General features: G+C 58.5%; 18 protein-coding genes and 1 pseudogene. 11 read left to right on the top strand and 8 right to left on the bottom strand.

Going from position 1 to position 18,274, the window contains the following annotated elements; translation table 11 throughout:
• Positions 1-99: 99 nt before the first annotated feature.
• Entirely contained in the window at positions 100-1,011 is a 912-nt protein-coding gene (locus IGS16_RS00345) for a glycosyltransferase family 2 protein (protein ID WP_297082323.1), read from the bottom strand.
• 159 nt (positions 1,012-1,170) lie between these two features.
• On the opposite strand from IGS16_RS00345, the gene IGS16_RS00340 reads away from it, so the two are divergent.
• Both IGS16_RS00340 and IGS16_RS00335 read left to right on the top strand, forming a co-directional pair.
• A complete protein-coding gene (locus IGS16_RS00340) occupies positions 1,171-1,401 on the top strand; it encodes a hypothetical protein (protein ID WP_297082321.1) in 231 nt (76 codons plus the stop codon).
• 152 nt (positions 1,402-1,553) lie between these two features.
• On the top strand, positions 1,554-2,183 hold the full coding sequence (locus IGS16_RS00335; RefSeq protein ID WP_297082319.1) for a hypothetical protein: 630 nt from the start codon (positions 1,554-1,556) through the stop codon (positions 2,181-2,183).
• Here IGS16_RS00335 and IGS16_RS00330 read toward each other — a convergent pair.
• Entirely contained in the window at positions 2,180-4,360 is a 2,181-nt protein-coding gene (locus IGS16_RS00330; protein ID WP_297082317.1) for a sodium:proton antiporter, read from the bottom strand. The genes IGS16_RS00335 and IGS16_RS00330 overlap by 4 nt on opposite strands.
• 326 nt (positions 4,361-4,686) lie before the next feature.
• Here IGS16_RS00330 and IGS16_RS00325 point away from each other — a divergent pair, with 326 nt between their 5' ends.
• Together IGS16_RS00325 and IGS16_RS00320 are read left to right on the top strand one after the other, a co-directional pair.
• Positions 4,687-5,328 (top strand): hypothetical protein, encoded by a 642-nt coding sequence (locus tag IGS16_RS00325; RefSeq protein WP_068510470.1) that lies wholly within the window; start codon positions 4,687-4,689, stop codon positions 5,326-5,328.
• Positions 5,329-5,344: 16 nt separating this feature from the next.
• Positions 5,345-6,046: a pentapeptide repeat-containing protein gene (locus IGS16_RS00320; protein WP_297082315.1), complete on the top strand. Its 702-nt coding sequence runs from the start codon at positions 5,345-5,347 to the stop codon at positions 6,044-6,046.
• A gap of 18 nt (positions 6,047-6,064) precedes the next feature.
• Here the strand turns inward: IGS16_RS00320 and IGS16_RS00315 are convergent.
• Positions 6,065-6,722, bottom strand: a pseudogene (locus IGS16_RS00315) (IS1 family transposase).
• A 124-nt stretch (positions 6,723-6,846) separates the two neighbouring features.
• Positions 6,847-7,428 carry a Uma2 family endonuclease gene (locus IGS16_RS00310; RefSeq protein ID WP_297082313.1) on the bottom strand — a complete coding sequence of 194 codons (582 nt, stop codon included), beginning with the start codon at positions 7,426-7,428 and terminating at the stop codon, positions 6,847-6,849.
• Between the two features lie 188 nt (positions 7,429-7,616).
• Here IGS16_RS00310 and IGS16_RS00305 point away from each other — a divergent pair, with 188 nt between their 5' ends.
• Positions 7,617-7,802 carry a hypothetical protein gene (locus tag IGS16_RS00305; RefSeq protein WP_068510477.1) on the top strand — a complete coding sequence of 62 codons (186 nt, stop codon included), beginning with the start codon at positions 7,617-7,619 and terminating at the stop codon, positions 7,800-7,802.
• 274 nt (positions 7,803-8,076) lie between these two features.
• Here IGS16_RS00305 and IGS16_RS00300 read toward each other — a convergent pair whose 3' ends face one another.
• Positions 8,077-8,229 (bottom strand): hypothetical protein, encoded by a 153-nt coding sequence (locus IGS16_RS00300; RefSeq protein ID WP_297082311.1) that lies wholly within the window; start codon positions 8,227-8,229, stop codon positions 8,077-8,079.
• Positions 8,230-8,298: 69 nt separating this feature from the next.
• Between IGS16_RS00300 and IGS16_RS00295 the strand changes: the two genes are divergently transcribed.
• Both IGS16_RS00295 and IGS16_RS00290 read left to right on the top strand, forming a co-directional pair.
• Positions 8,299-9,225 (top strand): CoB--CoM heterodisulfide reductase iron-sulfur subunit B family protein, encoded by a 927-nt coding sequence (locus IGS16_RS00295; RefSeq protein WP_297082309.1) that lies wholly within the window; start codon positions 8,299-8,301, stop codon positions 9,223-9,225.
• Between the two features lie 27 nt (positions 9,226-9,252).
• The gene (locus IGS16_RS00290) at positions 9,253-10,203 is read left to right on the top strand and encodes a DUF4230 domain-containing protein (protein ID WP_297082307.1); all 951 of its coding nucleotides are present in this window, start codon (positions 9,253-9,255) and stop codon (positions 10,201-10,203) included.
• Between the two features lie 4 nt (positions 10,204-10,207).
• Here the strand turns inward: IGS16_RS00290 and IGS16_RS00285 are convergent, their stop codons facing one another.
• Together IGS16_RS00285 and IGS16_RS00280 are read right to left on the bottom strand one after the other, a co-directional pair.
• Positions 10,208-11,416 carry a M20 family metallopeptidase gene (locus IGS16_RS00285; RefSeq protein WP_297082305.1) on the bottom strand — a complete coding sequence of 403 codons (1,209 nt, stop codon included), beginning with the start codon at positions 11,414-11,416 and terminating at the stop codon, positions 10,208-10,210.
• Positions 11,417-11,538: 122 nt separating this feature from the next.
• Positions 11,539-12,321, bottom strand: coding sequence for an ABC transporter ATP-binding protein (locus IGS16_RS00280; RefSeq protein ID WP_297082303.1), 783 nt, complete (start codon positions 12,319-12,321; stop codon positions 11,539-11,541).
• A gap of 166 nt (positions 12,322-12,487) precedes the next feature.
• Here IGS16_RS00280 and IGS16_RS00275 point away from each other — a divergent pair, with 166 nt between their 5' ends.
• The 4 genes from IGS16_RS00275 (at position 12,488) to IGS16_RS00260 (ending at position 15,072) form a co-directional block, all read left to right on the top strand.
• Complete coding sequence (locus tag IGS16_RS00275; RefSeq protein ID WP_297082301.1) at positions 12,488-13,330, top strand: ABC transporter permease; 843 nt, start codon at positions 12,488-12,490, stop codon at positions 13,328-13,330.
• A 431-nt stretch (positions 13,331-13,761) separates the two neighbouring features.
• Complete coding sequence (locus IGS16_RS00270; RefSeq protein ID WP_297082299.1) at positions 13,762-13,968, top strand: DUF2997 domain-containing protein; 207 nt, start codon at positions 13,762-13,764, stop codon at positions 13,966-13,968.
• Between the two features lie 89 nt (positions 13,969-14,057).
• Positions 14,058-14,444 carry a DUF1257 domain-containing protein gene (locus IGS16_RS00265; RefSeq protein ID WP_172353561.1) on the top strand — a complete coding sequence of 129 codons (387 nt, stop codon included), beginning with the start codon at positions 14,058-14,060 and terminating at the stop codon, positions 14,442-14,444.
• Between the two features lie 166 nt (positions 14,445-14,610).
• Entirely contained in the window at positions 14,611-15,072 is a 462-nt protein-coding gene (locus tag IGS16_RS00260; protein WP_297082297.1) for a ferredoxin, read from the top strand.
• An 85-nt stretch (positions 15,073-15,157) separates the two neighbouring features.
• On the opposite strand, the gene priA is transcribed toward IGS16_RS00260, so the two are convergent.
• Entirely contained in the window at positions 15,158-17,680 is a 2,523-nt protein-coding gene (gene priA, locus IGS16_RS00255) for a primosomal protein N' (RefSeq protein ID WP_297082295.1), read from the bottom strand.
• Between the last annotated feature and the right edge of the window lie 594 nt (positions 17,681-18,274).

The following is an 18,274-nucleotide window of genomic DNA, read 5'->3' as shown; positions in this document are numbered from 1 at the left end:
TTGAATCTTGGAATAAAGACGCTAGTAAAGACGCTTGAAATCAGTGGGAGAAAGCTGTGGAAAATCTGTGGGGGGCAATTAGGGCATGTATGCTGAAGACTAATCCTTTTTCACTGGATTTAGGCGACCGTTGAGCTTTTGCAGTTCGTAGAGCTTGACGCTGATTTGGTATTCGTACTGACTGAGCAGGCGGGCGTAGGTATATCCGGCGTAGCCGTCGAGAAAGCCAAAGCGGAGGATGTAGAACAGGATAAAGCGAAGCAGCGGGCGGCAGGGCAGGCGCACCCACAGGCGTTTGAGGAAGCGTTTGCGCTGGACGGCGTTGCTCCGCCAGTGGGCCGTGCGATCGCCCAATGTTCCGGCTTCATCCATGCCATTGAGTAGATTGTAGTAGACGCGGGCTTCCCAATTGGAGTAGCGGTTGTGGCGCTCTAGCCAGTGGTAGAGATCCCGATAGTCGATGTGGAGTATATCGGTGGTGAGGTAGCCTGCGGTTCCTTCCAGGACGACGTGTTCATGCACTTCGTTGTCGCCCGTGTTGGGGGCAGCGTCAGTGTGCAGATTTTCGTAGCGTCCTTTGGCATGGCGAAACAGGCGCAGGTTCCAGTCGGGATACTTACCGCCGTGGCGAATCCATCTGCCCAGGAAGTAGACGCGACGGTTTAGGTAGTAGCCGTTGACGGCTGGATTTTGGATAGCTTGGGCAATTTCGTCCCAGAGGGCAAGCGGGATGCGCTCGTCACAATCGACAATCAACACCCACTCGTTGCGAAAGGGGAGATGGTCGAGGGCCCAATTTTTCTTTTTTGGCCAGCGCCCAGTGAAGTGGAACTGTACGACCTTTGCGCCATAGTCTGCGGCAATTTCGGCAGTGCGATCGCCGCTTTGCGAATCCACCACGAAAATCTCATCAGCAGGCGCAAGGCTTTCCAAACAGGCAGGCAAATTTAGCTCCTCGTCTTTGGCAGGAACTAGCACCGAGACGGGGATGCGGTTGGGCAAATGGGTCATTTCTAGCGGCCAGGAGATCGTCCAACTGCGTAAGTTCTAACAAAGTTTCATCCTGAACCGTAGCAAAACCCTTAGACCGAGCTTAATATGAGTTAACAAAGCCAAGCCTGAGTGATGTCCTGACTGCGGAGAACCGTTCTCGCTCCCCGATTTCTAAATATGCCCAGACGCACTTCGCCGAACGACTTGCAGCATTGGGAAGACGCTTCCGATCTAGAGCATCTGGTGGTAGACAAGCGATCGCACAAGCGGGCCACGCCCGCCAAAGGTCGTCGCCGCAATCGTCGCTACGAAAAGCGGCTGCTGAACCACTATCTAGAAAATTCCGAAGATTTGGAATTGGAACTGGATGCGCCTGGTGGTGAAGCCGGTGCGCCGGTGGTTGAATAGATTGCTGGCGCAGACGGGCAGTTGCCTCTCTCGCTAGGATTGAGAGTGCTGGGCTGATTGTCAGGGCTGATTTCCCAGGCTGACTTTCAATCGGTGTCACAAGCTCTAGACGCAAGTGAGGGTGGATTTTGACTGGTGATCAGGCATCTGAAATGACTGATTCTCAATCGTTGGAGATGACCGAAGAACGGGCGATCGCCACGCTGTCTCAGGCTGCGGCGGCCTTTTGCAATGGCGGCGATCGCCCCTCAGCGAAAACGCTGGTGGCAGCCATGCTGGCGGCAGAATCGGCAGCACGACACCAAAAAACGCCCCTTACGTTTGAAAATTTATTAGGACAGTGGCGGCTTTGTTTTACCACTACCGCCCGCAAAGCCCGCAGGCGAGGCATTCGGCTGGGGTCGGGCTTTTATTGGCCCCAGTTTGTGCCCGCGCAGATTGGCTTTGCGTCGGATGAGGCAGCGACAAACCAAGGCACGATTACCAATCAGGTGACCCTGGGCGGGCTGTGGCTGCGGTTTACTGGCCCGTGCCGCTTTCAGTCCAAAAAGAACCTGCTGGCGTTTGACTTTACCAAAATGGCAATTGGCGCGGGCGATCGCCCCCTGTGGCAGCGCACCCTGCGCGAAGAATCAGCGGCAGCATTTGCGGCACGGGCGATCGCCAAGTTGCCCTTCTTTGCCTTTTTTCAGGCTACGCCCCACTTTTTGGCAGCACGGGGACGAGGCGGTGGTCTGGCAATCTGGGTCAAGCAGTCAGACTTCTATCAGTCAGACTGCTAGGAGACGGGCGCTTCTGACGCATCGTCTGGCGCAATGCCGGAAGTTAGAGCATCGGCCGCAGCTTGGGGCGTTTCGCCTTTGGGTTCATTAGGGATTGCATTAGGGATTTCGTCAAGGGTGTCGTCGGGGGTATCGACGGGAACCGTGGAGTCAGGGCGATCGCCCTCGACCTCCTCAGCGACAGGCGCAGCAGCGATGGATTTCGACAAAAGCTGTTCGATTTCAACTGAGGGCTGGGGCAAGGTTTCCACCTCGGCAATGCGCTCCGGCATCAGGCGGGCGTTGGGGTTGCTGCCGCCCAATCGTTTCAGCATTTTGGACTTGGGATTGTGCCACAGGTACAAGAGGCGATCGCCCTCCTGCAAGACCTCCGTCGAGGCAACCTGAAGTTGCCCGTCGCGCTCCACCAGCAGCGGCATCAGCTTGCCGTCCGCAATTAGCGTTGCCAGATGTACCTGCTGCTCCACCAGGATCGGCTCCTGAAGAACGGTTTCTCCTAGGCGCACATCGCGATCCTCCAAGTAGCGGTTCCAGGTTTTCAGCGGCATTTTGGGCACAAAGGCGGGCTGCACCTTGGGCGAGGCGGGAGAGGTCGTGGAGGCGCTAGCAGCACTGGTGGCGATCGCCACGGGTTCGCTCTCCTGGCTCAAATCTCCCGGCACAACGGCCAGCACGCGGGGCGGCTGAAACTCCTCCGCAGCCCGCTGCGCCAGCACTTGATTCACCTGGCCATTGCTGGTCAGCGCCAAAAAGGTGCCCGCCCGCCCCAGCCCTGCCTGCTCCAGCACGTCGGTATCGAGCGCACTACTGGCGATCGCCCGCAAACCCTCCTGCTCCGCCAGTTTGCACGCCGCCAAGTCAGTGTCGATCAGCACCACCGACTCGCCCCGCTCCTGAAACATGCGCCCAATCAGCAAGCTCAACGGGTTGCAGCCGACAATCACCGCGCCCGTCGCCTGCTTAGACGTAATATCCAACCACTCCGCCACCCACCGCGCCGTCAGCCCCTGCAAAAACACGGTCGAAAGGATCGTCAGAAACACCAGCGCCTTGATCGCCTCGCCACCGCTGATGCCGCGCTGGGTCAGCAAAATTGCAAACAGAGAAGCCACCGATGCAGACACAATGCCCCTTGGCGCAACCCAGCACATGAAGAGCTTCTGTCGCCAGTTCAGGCCGCTGTTCCATGTACACACGGCCACATTCAACGGACGCACGACAAACATCAGCGCCAGCACCGTCAGCCCCGCGCCCCAGCCCAGCGCAAACAAACTGGCGATCGACAAATCCGCTGCCAGCAGCACGAATAAAATCGACACCGCCAAAATTGTCAGTTGCTCCTTAAACCGCCGCAGCAGCCGCTCATCAGGAATCGACGAGGCCCGCAGCACCAACCCCGCCAGCACCACCGTCATCAACCCCGACTCGCTGCGGATGCTCTGGGCCAGCCCAAACAAGCCCCACACGCCTGCCAGCACCACCAGATTCTTTTGTCCTTCCGACAAAAACTTCGCCTGTTTGAGAAATTGCCCCAGCAGCCAGCCGCCCAGTGCCCCAATGCCGCCGCCAATGCCCAGCCGCAGCAGCAGCCCGCTAGCCACCGACAGCGGCGCTGCGTTGCCGTTCAAAATCACATCCAGCACCACCACCGCCAGAATCGCGCCGACCGGATCGATCAGCACGCCCTCGCCTTCTAGCAGGCTCGACACCTGACGATCGACCTGCACTTGCTTCATGAGCGGGCTGATCACGGTCGGTCCGGTAACGACGACCAGCGAGGCATAAAGAAAGGCGATCGCCCAGGGGAATTCACCCAGCCAGTGTGCCGCCATGCCGCCGCCCAGCAGCGTAATTAGCGTGCCCAGGGTGACGAGGTTCCGCAGGCTGCCCGACACCGTGTTGAGCTGCCGCAACTCCAGATTCAGCCCGCCTTCAAACAAGATCAGCGCCACCGACAGCGCCACAATCACCTCTAGACCCACACCGAGGGACTGCGGATGCAGCCAGTCCAGCCCGTCGCCCCCCAGCACAATGCCGAAAATCAGCAGAAATACAATGCTGGGCACATTAAAAAACGCCGCCACCACCTGGCCGCTGATGCCCGCCAGCACCGCAATCACAAATTGCAGCATCAGTGCCAGCGGCGTTTCGGGCGTAGGCGACAATCCCTCAATCATGGCAACAGGTGGGCACTTGCCGCCCCAAAACACGGTTTACCACAATGCCTTTAGCCAAATGCCTGAATCTGAAGACGGCTGTGAATAGGGTCTGACTCATCATTTTCTAACTGTAATCGGCAACGGGCGGCATAGACCGATCCTAGCTTTCCCCGCGGCCCCCAATTCTCTTCACAAGAGGAATCCGGCTGGCTCTACAGGGGCGATCGCACTCCTTAAAAATCTCTCACGCAAATCTCGCGCAACTCTTGCGCTCACTCCCAGCCGCACCCAGAAAAGCTATACACTGGGCAATGGCTTGTCGTTTTTTTCACCCGTAACCAGCTTTGGGAATTGAGCTTCGCAGCTACGTTTATATCGACCGCTTACAATCTCAGCACGCCGCCTATATGGGCACGGTTGCCGTTGGGTTTCTGCCATTGCCGGGTGATGCCTCTCTGTGGATCGAGATTTCGCCAGGGATTGAAATCAATCGCCTGATGGACATTGCGCTCAAGTCTGCCGTCGTGCGGCCGGGCGTGTTGTTTACCGAGCGGCTGTATGGCTTGCTGGAGGTGCATTCCAGCAGCCAGGGCGAAACGCAGGCCGCTGGCCGGGCAATCCTGGCGGAACTGGGCGTGCGGGCACAGGACTGCTATAAACCGCGCATCATCTCCAGCCAGATCATCCGCAACATCGACCCACACCACGCCCAGCTCATCAACCGCAACCGCCGGGGGCAAATGCTGCTATCGGGACAAACGCTATACGTGCTGGAGGTCGAGCCAGCCGCCTACGCCTCGCTGGCTGCCAACGAAGCCGAAAAAGCCGCACTGATCAACATCCTGCAAATTTCCTCCGTGGGCAGCTTTGGGCGGCTCTATCTGGGGGGCGAAGAACGGGACATTATTGCAGGGTCTCGCGCCGCGATCGAGGCCATCGAAAACTCGTCGGGTCGGCCGTTCCCGGACGCAGGACGCAAGGAGTAGGGCACGGGAGCAGGCTATGGCAAACGCCGAGCATATAGCGCTGCTGCGGATGGGGGGCGATCGCTGGAACGAGTGGCGATCGCATGCTCCCGACATCACGCCAGACCTCAGCCATGCCAACCTCATCGGATTCGACTTGCAGAGCCTCAATTTGCGCCATGCCAACCTCCAGAACGCCAATCTTGCCTTTGCGCTGCTACGAGCTGCTAACCTCAGCCGTGCTGACCTGACGCTGGCAACCCTGCACAGCGCTCAGCTTCAGGCGGCTGACCTGTCTGATGCTCTGCTGGTTGGGGCCACCTTGCAACAAGCCGATCTGCGAGATGCCAGCTTTTATCGCGCCAACCTGACCGGCGCAGACCTCAGCTATGCCAACGCCCGCGCCACAAACTTTGCCTATGCCAATTTAGAGCGCAGCAGCCTCGCCTATGCCAACCTACAACGCGCCACGCTAAACCACGCCAATCTATGCAAAGCCAATCTGCTAGAAACAGAGTTGATTAATGCCTATCTCTTCGAGGCACAGCTTCAGGGCGCACAGTTGGTTTCCACCCACCTCAGCCACGCTTACCTGTTCGGAGCCAATTTTCAACAGGCAACGCTTATTCAGACAGATTTGCGCTGGGCAACGCTCAGCTATGCCACTTTAGAGGACGCAATTCTGCAAGACACCGACCTCAGCCGTTCCACCTTACAGCCCCGCCCGCCCCAGTGCTAGCCTCAACGGTAGTGCCTTTTAGCAAAGGACAGAGGAAAAGCTAAGCTCTTCCCGCTCTGCCAACTTCTCTCTGACACGGCAATTGTAGTCGTGGATGAACATCCAGATCGCACCAATATCGCACCAATGTGGTTCTCTAGCTTCTTGGAAAAGGACAACGTCTTCCTCACCCACCGTGAAATCCGCTGTCTCAGGGTGATGTTCAGGCGTTCGATGTAGCTCGTCAATCCACTCTCTTTGCCCACCGCCCCATGCCGTTGGCTTGGGATGACGGTGACATAGGCCTCCCAGTCATCGGTATAGACTTTGGCACACTGTCGATAGACCGCTAGGATGGATTGCCAGAGGGCGATCGCCGATTCCCGAGAGCGCTCACCGATGTGGCAGCCGATAATCTCTCGGGTATCGGCATCGATTGCCGCTTTGGGCACAGCTTCGTAGTGCGCGTTGACGTAGGTCTGGAGCTAGCTATCCGAGACACCGCTGACCCTGGCAATACCGGCTAATGGAATTTTTTCCAACAGCAGTAGATTGACGAAAGCCCGGGTGTCCTTATCTTTCGGCTTCCACTGGGGATCTTCTACGAATTGGCGGTTGAGTCTCGGCACTTGTAGTTTTGCTTGCCACGCCGAGTGGTGCCGTTCTTGGAGATGTCGTGAACCCACAGGTTGGACAGGTTCTCTCGATGGTCATGGAGCCTACTCCCCCAAAATCTGCGAATACGACAGCGTTACCTTTTTCTGTATCCTTTACGATAATCTACTACCTTTTAATTTTTGACTTTTTCCCTTCGCCTGCGCTTACTCCTGCCAAAACCACTCGAGGTTGAGCACAAATCCAGGCAAAACAGACTCTTCCGAAAGGGCTGCCGGAGTCTGCAAAATCTCTGGAGGATAACCCGGACGGTAGATTTCGACCTGTCGCTGCTTGCGGTCAATCAGCCAGCCGAGCCTCACGCCGTTGTCCATGTATTCGCGCATCTTGGCTTGCGCTGCCTCCAGGCTGTCGGTAGGAGACATTAACTCCAGCACAAAATCGGGGGCAAGGGGGGGAAACTTTTCTCGCTGCTCTGGGAGCAGACCCTCCCACCGCTCCTTCGCAACCCATGCAACATCCGGTGAGCGATCGGCTCCATTGGGCAGCTTGAAGCAGGTTGAGGAGTCAAACACTTTTCCAAGTTGCGTCTGGCGATTCCAGATAACGAAGTCTGCATTGATTTCTGAATTGCGATTCCCGGTTTCTCCGCCTGTGGGTGGCATGAAAATGAGTGCTCCTGTTGCCGAACGTTCAATTCTTAAATCAGGGTTTGCCCGACACAGGTCATAAAACTGGTCGTCGCTCAATTGTGTGGAGTTGGGCATCTGAAGTGTAAGCGTGTCCATTGGCAGCGAGGAGAATTGCCCGAATTAGAAATGATTCGAGCTTTATCGAGGTGCTTTTCAGTCTATCCCACTCCTGGGGTCGAGTTCAGAGGGGCATCGGTGGGATTTCAATCCTGATACGGCCTCAGCCCGAACCGCTAATCACCTGCTATACCTGGAGGAGAGACCTCTTTCTTCTCGGAATTCCCATGCAAAAGCTAAAACCCGAAGACGTGCTGCTGAGCGTGGCGACGGTGCCGCTGCTGGCGGGGCTGGTGGCGGCGCGGGCGATCGCCCAGGTGATGGTGTCCGTGGGGCAGACCAGCGAGGAGCTATTTCGGGGCGATCGCCTGCCCACGCTGCATGTCCATTCCTCCCACGATTCCTCAGTCTGAGCGAGTCCCCCAAAAATAAGCCAGAAAGCAAAACGGGAGAGAACGTTGCGTCCTCCCCCGGCTGGTTATTTCGATTGCCGCGCTGTGGCGGGCGATGCTTTGGTTGGTCAGAATCCGATTGCTTAAGCCTCTGGCTAAGCGTTTTGAACTGTTTCCGCAGTTGCCGCTGGCGGGCACTGCCGCCTTTGCCCTTGGCATTGCGCCCTTCTCGCCGGGGAGATTCCCAGCGCTTGAGTTGTCGTGACACTTGTTTTATCTCCTTGAGTTTACAGATCTACTCTAAAGATTCTTCCGCAGGGGCGGCGATTCCGGATTCCCGATGAGGCAGATGGGTTTCCCGCTGGGGCGACCGAGTCCTCATGGTTTGCACCCAAAAGCTTGAGAGATTTGGAGAACTCGGAAGGGCGATCGCCAAACGCGCCATCATAGAAAAGCCCCTCCCTCTCATCCCCTGACATCCAAAGCCCCATTACCCCATCACCCTACCCCTTCCTCAATGACCCTTTCCACCGTTTCTACCCAAACCCTCCGCTACGCCTATTTTCCCGGCTGCGTCGCCCAGGGAGCCTGCCGAGAACTGTATCAATCCACCCAAGCGCTGACCCGCGCCCTGGGCATTGAGTTAGTCGAGCTAAAAAAGGCTTCCTGCTGCGGCTCCGGCACGTTCAAAGAAGATTCCCAACTGCTGGAAGACACCGTAAACGCCCGCAACATTGCCCTGGCTGAAGAACTGAACCTGCCGCTGCTGACCCATTGCAGCACTTGCCAGGGCGTGATTGGGCATGTGGACGAGCGGCTGAAGCACGCCAAAGAAGAGGATGCAGCCTATTTCGACCAGGTGAACGGGCTGCTGAAGCAAGAGGGCTGCTCGCCCTACAAGGGCACCAGCGAAGTGAAGCATCTGCTGTGGGCGCTGGTCGGCGACTTTGGGCTGGAAGAGTTGCAGCGGCGGGTGACGCGCAAGCTGTCGGGGCTAAAGTGTGCGGCATTTTATGGCTGCTATCTGCTGCGGGCGCAGGATCATCTGGTCTACGACGATCCGTATAATCCCCAGTCGATGGAAAACGTGTTTCGGGCGGTCGGCTCAGAACCTGTGTTTTATCGGGGACGGACGCAGTGCTGCGGCTGGCCGCTGTCGAGCTACGCCACCGAAACTTCTTTCAAGATGGCAGGTGGGCACATTCTGGAGGCGATCGCCGCTGGAGCCGACTGCCTCGTGACACCTTGCCCGCTGTGCCACCTCAACCTCGATTCGCGCCAGCCAGAGGTGCAGCAGGTCATTGGCGAAACCTTGGGGCTGCCCGTGCTGCACTTGCCGCAGTTGGTGGCGCTGGCGCTGGGCATCGGTCCCAAGGAGTTGGGGTTGGAACGTCATGTGGTTTCGACTCGTCCCGTGCTGGAGAAGTTAGGGATTAGGGGTTAGGGAGCAGGCATCAGGAGGTGAGGCGGAATGACGGAGGCAAATTCGCGGGGGAATGCTGCGGGCAATTTTCTGCACAGCCTGTCGCTGCTGCTGAGCGGCGGGGTGATGGCGGCGGGGCTAGCAGTGGGCGTGGGGCTGTGGCAGGGGGGCGATCGCTTCTTGACGCAGCTTCGAGCGTTTTTCACGGTGCAGCAGCCCGCCCCGCAGGTGGATGTGCAGTCCCTCGTGGTGCAGCAAGTGCGGACGATGAGCGAACTGACGACGGCGGTGTTTGGGATGCAGGCCGTGGTGCCCACCAGCCGCGATCGCACGTTTGGCGGCTATACCATCGGCAGAACCACGCTGCTCTACATTGCCTATGGCGAAGTGCGGGCGGGCATTGACCTGTCGCAGATTTCGCCCACCGATGTGCAGGTGGTGGGAGAGACAGTGACCCTGCGCCTGCCGCCGCCGCGCATCCTGGACAGCAAGATCGACGTGACCCGCTCGCAAGTTTACGACTACGATCGCGGCTTTTTGGGACTGGGGCCCGACGTTGCGCCGGAGCTTCAGGATCTGGCTCAGCGGCAAACCCTCCAGGAAATCATTGCGGCGGCCTGTAGCCAGGGCATTTTGCAAACGGCGAGCGATCGCGCTCAAATCGCCATTACCCAACTCCTCAGCACCGCAGGCTATCAGATCACGGTTCAGCCCCAGCCGCCCGCCCCCGACGCTTGCCCCGCTGCCACTGTGCCCGCAGGCGACCCCACAAGCCAGCCCGTCTCGCCCTCGCAGTCACCCACCATCAGTAACACGCCCGGAGCCGCGATGAACCCTGCCCCAGCAAGTCCAACCCCGGTCAATGCTGCACCGCTGCGATCGCCGCTAAACCTGCCAACCCCAAACCCAGTGCCCCCCAACTCGCCCTCGCAAAATAACTCGCCCGAACTGCCAGGGCCAGTCGGCAGCCGCCAACGTATGACCTTGCCGCTTGTCTGACTCTCTAGCGACAGAAATGCTCGACGCAGCGCACGAAGATTTCCACGCCCAGCCCCAGCGCCGTTTCGTCGAAATCGAAGCGGGGATGGTGGTGCGGGTAGGCCAGCCCCCGGTCGATGTTGGCGGAGCCGAGGAAGAAATAGCAGCCGGGGACTTCCTGCAAGAAAAATGACATATCTTCGCCGCCCATCGTCTGGCAGTCGGGCACTACGCCAGCGGGCGTTTCCACCACGTCTTCAGCAACCGAGCGGATCAGGTGGGCGATCGCCCCATCGTTGATGACGGGCGGATAAAGGCGATGATACTTGAACTCGTAAGTCGCGCCGTGGCTCTGGCAGGTGCCCGCGATAATCTCTTCAATGCGGCGATCGAAAAAGTTCGCCAGCGCTGGGTCGAAATAGCGCACCGTGCCCCGCAGGTAGGCGCTGTCGGCGATCACGTTGCTGGCTTTGCCCGCCTCAAATTTGCCCACCGTCACCACGCCCGATTGCAGCGGGTCAAGATTTCGCGCCACGATGGTTTGCAGCGCCGTCACCACCTGCGCCCCCACCAGGATCGAATCCACCGTCTGATGCGGCATCGCGCCGTGGCCGCCGCGCCCGTGAATCGTGCATTCAAACAGTTCCACCGCCGCCATCATCGCTCCGGCGCGGATGCCCACCTGGCCCAACGGCAGATTGTTCCACAGGTGCAGCCCGATGATCGCGTCCACGTCGGGATTTTTCAGCACGCCTGCCGCCACCATCGGCTGCGCGCCGCCGGGCCCTTCCTCCGCTGGCTGAAAGATAAACTTGACCGTGCCCGCAAAGTCCCGATGCTGGGATAGATAATAGGCCGTGCCAAGGGCGATCGCCACATGCCCATCGTGCCCGCAGGCGTGCATCCGCCCGTCGTGCTGCGAGCGATAGTCCACCTCGTTTTCTTCCTGAATCGGCAGCGCGTCCATGTCGGCACGGATGGCTAACACTGGCCCGGGGCGATCGCCCTTTACCAGCGCCACAATCCCCGTTTGCGCCACTCCTGTTTCATGCTCAATGCCCCACTCGCGCAGCTTGGCGGCGATAAAATCCGCCGTGAACTGCTCCTGAAAGCCTAGTTCCGGTCGCTGATGGAGCTGTCGCCGCCACACCGAAAGCTGCGGCTGCAAGGCGCGGATCTGGAGCCGGATGCGAGAGGTATCAACCGAAGGCGAGGCAGTGACAGTGAAAACCATTGTAGTTAGGGGTTAGAGGTTGGGGGTTAGGGGTTAGGCGCGTCCCTTCACATAATCCATGATTACAAATCTTCTTAATCTCACCCCATCACCCCATCACCCCATCACTCCATCACTCCCTCTCACTCCCGAAGACTGTGCAAAATCTCCCGCTTGAGGCTGAGAAACTCCGGAGACAGCTTCAGATCCAGATCGCGCTGTTCAGGCAGGTCGATGGGGACTTCTTGCTTCAGGCGGCCGGGGCGGCTGCTCATGACGTGGACGCGCTGCGAGAGGTAGATGGCTTCTTCGACATCGTGGGTGATCATGAGTACGGTGATGTGGGTCTGCTGCCAGAGGTCTTGCAGAAATTGCTGCATCTGCTCTTTGGTCTGAGCATCCAGTGCGCCGAAGGGTTCGTCCATTAGCAGCACTTCGGGTTCAGTAGCCAGGGCGCGGGCGATCGCCACTCGCTGCTTCATGCCGCCGGAAAGCTGCTTGGGATAGGCCCCAGCAAACTGCGTCAGCCCGACGGTGTGGAGATAGTAGGCAACGCGCTCTTGCTGCTGCGCTTTGGGCATGTTTTGCAGTTGCAGCCCAAAGGCAACGTTTTGCGCCACGGTTAGCCAGGGATAGAGCGTGTAGCTCTGGAACACCATGCCCCGGTCGGCTCCCGGCCCCGGCACCACCTGCCCATCCACCCGCACTTCACCACTGGAAGGCGGCACCAGCCCCGCCACAATGTTTAGCAGGGTAGACTTGCCGCAGCCCGACGACCCCACCAGACAGACAAATTCACGCGGAAAAATTTCCAGGTTGATGTCGTCCAACACCTGAAGCAGTTTGCCCTGTGCCCGATAGAACTTGGACACCTGGCACACTTCAAGCTTGGGCAACGCGGCGGATTCAGCAGCAAAATCAGGCATGGAGGGCGATCGCCAAAGGCTTCAGCACAAGGAGAATTGCCCAAAGTATAGCCTCCGCCCCCGCCCCGTTTGGTACTTTAGGTGTCAGGGTAAAGGCTTAGGCTGCGGGAGCGACAGTCCCAAAACCCAAAATCCCAAACCCAAAATCCCAAACCCCCTATTCTCTATGACCGCACTCCCCGATCCCCCATTTGCGCCTGCGCCCAAACAATACCTCCAGCCCTCCGTCTTCTGGGGCATTCGTCAGGACTTTCCAAAACGGCTAGCGCTGCTGCTGATTGGGCTGGCGCTGGGGGTGCCGCTGCTGCTGTGGGCGATCGCCAGCTACGGCGGCTGGGTGCGCCCCATATTTCTACCCACTCCAACGGCAGTGGTGCAGGCTGGCCTTGCACTGATTCAAGAGGGACTGGTGCGCGATGTGCTGGCAAGCTGCGGGCGGGTGCTGGGGGGCTTTTTGCTGGCGGCGCTGGTCGGCGTGCCAATGGGCATTCTCATGGGCACGTTTAACAGCATGGAGAGCCTGTTTGCGCCGCTAGTGGGCACGGTGCGCTACATGCCTGTGGTTGCCTTTGTGCCGCTGATTGTGATTTGGGTGGGGCTGGGGGAATGGTCGAAGGTGCTGATTATTTTTCTGGGCGTGGTGCTTTACAACGCCATCATGGTGGCAGATGCCGTCAAGTTTATCCCCAATGAGATGATCAACGTTGCCTACACGCTGGGTGCAAATCGGCGCGATGTTCTGTTTAAGGTGATTTTGCCTGCCACTTTTCCGAGCGTGCTGGATACACTGCGGGTAAATATTTCTGGCGCATGGAACTATCTGGTCATCGCAGAACTGGTGGCCGCGCAGAGCGGGCTGGGCTTTCGCATCGTGCAGTCGCAGCGCTTTCTGCAAACTGACAAGGTGCTGTTTTGCATTGCCATCATCGGCGGCATCGGGCTACTGCTGGACTACACGCTGCGGGCAATCTCGCGCCGCCTCACGCCCTGGGCAGACCAGACGCGCTGAGCTATACAAAACCGCTGTTTCTAGCGATAGCAAGAGGGCTTGCCATTTCCTCTATCGCAATCATTAGGAAATCTTCAGATGGAATGACGGGCGATCGCCCCTCGGATTCTTGACGGCATCTTGAAGTTAATGGACACTAACAACAAGAGTCATTACTATCCCTTCTACAACGTTTAGTTACGGTTTATCTCTAATTGACTCAATACGTTTCCTTGAGTTTGACCCAGGTCTTCAAAAGATTCCTTGGTTCAGGTTTCAGGGGACTGCTGAAAGCCTGGGGTCATGGAAGGCTTTGTCGTTTTAAGAAGCCTCTGGGTTTAGTTGAGGTTGCAGAGCGGTGAGGCGCTTCTGAGGTGATTTTGAGGCAGGTGTTGAGTAGTGGGTATAGGTTTTGGCTCAGACATCCGTTCGATTTAGGGTTGACTGAACGCATGGAAACGCTGGAATTCATCATCTATCCCGACGGTCGCGTGCAGGAAAAAGTGACAGGCATTGTGGGTGCTTCCTGCGCCGAGGTCACTGCTGCGATTGAAGCGCAGTTGGGGCAGGTGCTGAGCCAAGAGCCAACTTCTGAGTTTTTTGCACAGCCGAATACAGTCTCTTCGACCCAATCGCAGTCAGCCTTCAGCGAGTGGTAGGCTGAGTTTTTCACTCCAACTTGCCGATCTTTGAGAGTTTCATCACTGTCGCTCCGCTCCTTTTGTTCTTTGGTTTAGTTAGAAAACTCATGTCACACTTTAGCCAAATCAAAACTCAAATCCGCGATTTAACCTCTCTCCAGCAAGCCCTGACCGATCTGGGCGTAGAGTGGAAGGCTGGCCCCCAGCCCGTGCGGGGCTATCGCGGACAAACCCACCAAGCTGAGGTCGTCATCGAGCAGGACAACGGCTACGATGTTGGCTTTAGCTGGAACGGTCAGGAATATGCGCTGGTGTCTGACCTGCAATATTGGCAGCAGCCCCTATCGGTCGATGGCTTTCTGCGCCGCGTGACTCAGCGCTACGCCTATCACACGGTGGTCAAGGAAACGACCCGCCAAGGCTTCCAGGTAGCCGAAGAGCAGCGCCAGTCCGACGGCTCGATCCGGCTGGTAGTGCAACGCTGGAGTGCCTAGATTTTCGAGCGATTCGCAGGACTATGAGGGGTCAGCCAGAGCGCTGACCTTTTGCGTATCTTTGTGCCCTTTAAAGTATTTTGAAGTGCAGTTTCATAGAAAAGCAGGTTAGGCCCGATTGGGGCGATCGCCCTGTTGCGCTGACCGAACCGAGGTGATGTGTGATATGGACGAATTCTCTTCCTCAAATCCGCTGTGGGATTCGGCAGAACCGACTGGACTGGAGCCAGAACTGGGCGGCGACTGGCGCGACTCGCCTGATCGCACGGGCTTCGAGCCAGAACTGGGTGGTGCAGTTCGCCAAAAGGGGGTGTACGTGGATGAAGTCACCTGTATTGGCTGCAAACACTGTGCCCACGTTGCCCGCAATACTTTCTTCATCGAGCCAGATTATGGGCGATCGCGCGTTATCCGCCAAGACGGTGACCTGGAGGAGGTCATCCAGGAAGCGATCGACACCTGCCCGGTGGACTGCATTCACTGGGTCGATTACACCGAACTCAAAAAGCTGGAAGAGGAGCGCCAGTATCAGGTGATTCCCGTCGCAGGCTTTCCGGTCGATCGCTCCCTGATTGCGGCAAATATGCGGCGGAAGCGGGCCGCGGCAAAACGACGAAAGGCAGAGTGACCGGGATGATCGTGGGAGATAGCTGAGGATAGCTGGGGATAGCCGGGAGATGGTAGGTAGCGATCGCCCCACCGCTCCAGCCCGATCACATCAAATTCAGCGGATCGACATCAATCGTCAAGCTGACACTCGTCGGGACGTGCGATCGCAGCGCTTTGAGCATGTCGCGCTCTGCATCCGAAAAGGTGTCGGCTTTCAGCAAAATCTGCCAGCGGTAGCGGTTGGCCACGCGGGCGATCGCCGCTGGGGCCGGCCCCAGCAATTCCGCCTGGGGAATCTGCCGAGCGAGTTGAGCCGCCAGAGTTTCTGCGGTGCGCTTGACGGCGGCATTATCCAGACCGCTAAGCCGCAGCAACACCAGTGACCGATAGGGCGGATAGCCCAAGCTCTGGCGGTGGGCCAGCTCTTGCTCGGCAAAGGGTTCGTACTGCTGTCCCTGCACAGCCTGAATCACCGGATGCTCTGGCGAGTAGGTCTGCACAATCACCCGCCCCGCTTCGCGGCCGCGCCCTGCCCGCCCCGCCACCTGAAGCAGCATTTGAAACGCCCGCTCGCTGGCGCGGTAGTCTGCCAGGTGCAGCAGCCCGTCTGCCGCCACCACGCCCACCAGCGTCACCTGGGGCAGGTCGATGCCTTTGGTTAGCATTTGCGTCCCCACCAGCAAATCCGCCTCGCCTTGAGCAAAGCGGGTGAGGAGGGCCCGATGGCTGCCTTTGGCGCGGGTGGTGTCGCTGTCAAACCGCAGGCAGCGCAGGTCGGGCAGTTCGCGGGCGAGTTCCTGTACGACGCGCTGAGAGCCGCTGCCAAAGTGTTTCAGGTAGGGCGATTCGCACGCTGGGCAGCGCTCGGGGTGGGTTTGCCCATAGCCGCAATAGTGGCATCGCAACGATTCGTAGCCTTCTGCCTGCACCTGGTGATAGGTCAGCGAGATGTCGCAGTGGGGGCAGGTCATGACGTGGCCGCAACTCCGGCAGGAGACAAAGGTGCTGTGCCCCCGCCGATGGATGAATAAAATGCCCTGTCGTCGCTGCGATCGCAGTTCCATGAGCGCCTCTTGGAGCGATCGGCTAAAGATCGATCGGTTGCCCTGCTGAAGCTCGCGGCGCATGTCTACCACCTCGATGGGAGGCATCGGACGGGCGTGGATGCGCTGGGGAAGCGAGAGGGTGAGCAAGGGAACGGGAGAGGGAACGGAAGCGCGGGCGGCCCAGGTGTCGAGGGCGGGGGTGGCAGAGCCGAGGAGCAGGGGGCAGTTGACCTGCTGGGCCCGCCACTGGGCGACCGTGCGGGCGTGATAGCAAGGAGCGGGCTGGTCTTGCTTGAAGGTGGAGTCGTGTTCTTCGTCGAGGACGATCAGCCCCAGGTAGGGCAGCGGCGCAAAGACGGCGGAGCGCGTGCCGATGACAATTTGCGGCTCACCGCTGAGCATTTGTCGCCAGGTGTCGTAGCGTTCACCGTCGGACAGGGCGCTGTGATAGACTCGCACGGCTTCGCCAAACCGCGCCCGAAAGCGATCCGTCAGTTGAGGCGTTAGCCCAATTTCGGGCACCAGCACTAGGGCAGACTGGCCGCGGGCCAGCACTGGGGCGATCGCCCTCGCATAGACTTCCGTCTTGCCCGACCCGGTGACACCATGCAGCAAGACGGGCTGAAACTGCTGGAGCGTTGTGAGGGCCGCCAGTGCCTTTGCTTGGTCTGGGGTCAGTTCTGCGGGGCCTGCGCCAACCCCCGCGACTGCCCCGCCCGCTTCCGCCCTCAGCACCTCTCGCGGCTGGATTTCCACCCACCCTTTTTGAGCCAGCCCCTTGACCACCGAGGAACTAACCTGGCAGCGTTGCAGCAGGTCTTGGAGCCACAGCTCACCGCTGCTGCGCTTCAGCACCTCCACCACCTCTCGCTGGCGGGGGCTGAGGTCTGCGCCATCGGGATGCACCAGCGTTACTGCCTGCCGCAGTTTAGGACGCACGGGCGCAGGCGGCTCTAGATAGCTCTCCACCCAGCCCCGCGCCAGCAGTTCTTGCAGCCCAGCCCGCGCCCCCTTCACCTGCCGCTGCAAAAACTGCCAGGTATAGTCGCCCGATTTCTGAGCCTGGAGCTTGCTTAAAAGCTGCTGCGCTGCGGGATGAAAACAGTTGGGCGCCTCCGGCAGCGCGTCCCGATTCAAACGAATTCGGCGCTGCGATCGCCCCAGCAGACCTGGCGGCAGCGCCGTCCGCACCACCTGAATCAGCGGTGTGCAGTAGTACTGCGCGACTCGTTGCAGCAGTTCCCAATACCCCGCTGGAAAAAAGCTGCGGCAGACGACCTCTTCTATGGGCCGAATTGCTGCTGCGTCTAAGCTGGCCGGAAGCTCAGTTACCAGGCGAATGGCGATCGCCCCCAGTTGCCGCCCGCCAAAGGGCACGCTCAAAATATCTCCAGGCGCAACCGCTATCCCTGGCGGCAGTCGATAGGTATAGAGTTCCTGCGCTCCTGGACAATCGACCAGCGCCTCGACCCAGCGGGCATCACCCTCCGCCGGTCGATAGGCAGCCCTTCCTTCCGCCACACTAGGGGCTGCCTGTCGCGGGTCGAGCGACTCTAGAGGATTTGCAAACGTTGGGAGCATGGAAACCGGAAATGCGGCGGGGTCTGACCAGTGGAATAGATGCTGTTTTCAAATGCTTTTCTCACTATAGACCCTCTATTTGCCAGGTCTACCTAAAACCGAGAGGAGCCGCCTTCGCCCACTACAGCTGTCACTTTGGGGCGGATTCTATCGCTTGCGAGTCCACTCAGGTCATAAAAACCGAGTTTTTAAGTCTTGAAATTCCGCCTTTTTCTGGAAAAAATCTGGAAATTCTGGATAAAAACACGTCTCAGATCCGCCCAGATCGATCTAGATCGATCCAGATCGATCCAGATCGATCTAGATCGGTTTTAGATCAACAAGCGCTTTGATCGATTTGATTTGTAACAAAATAATGAGCGCCAGACACCTCACTCGGAGTTGATGATCTGCGCTCAGATTTATTGCTCAGAGGAGCGATGATCGACTCTAAAATTGCTCAAACGATCGCCCTGAAAGGGCTGGCGATCGCCGACAGTTAGAGACTCGATTGCCCAACCGAAACCAAAAGCCTCCTTGAGTTAGCTGTTAGTGGACAAGTTGGAAGTGAAATGTTAAAAATGTCTTGCAAACTGACAGGAATTTAGGATATAA

The sequence above is a fragment of the Thermoleptolyngbya sp. C42_A2020_037 genome (assembly GCF_015272455.1).
In the GTDB taxonomy this organism is placed as follows: domain Bacteria; phylum Cyanobacteriota; class Cyanobacteriia; order Elainellales; family Elainellaceae; genus Thermoleptolyngbya.
This window is presented reverse-complemented; position numbering and strand designations above follow the sequence as displayed.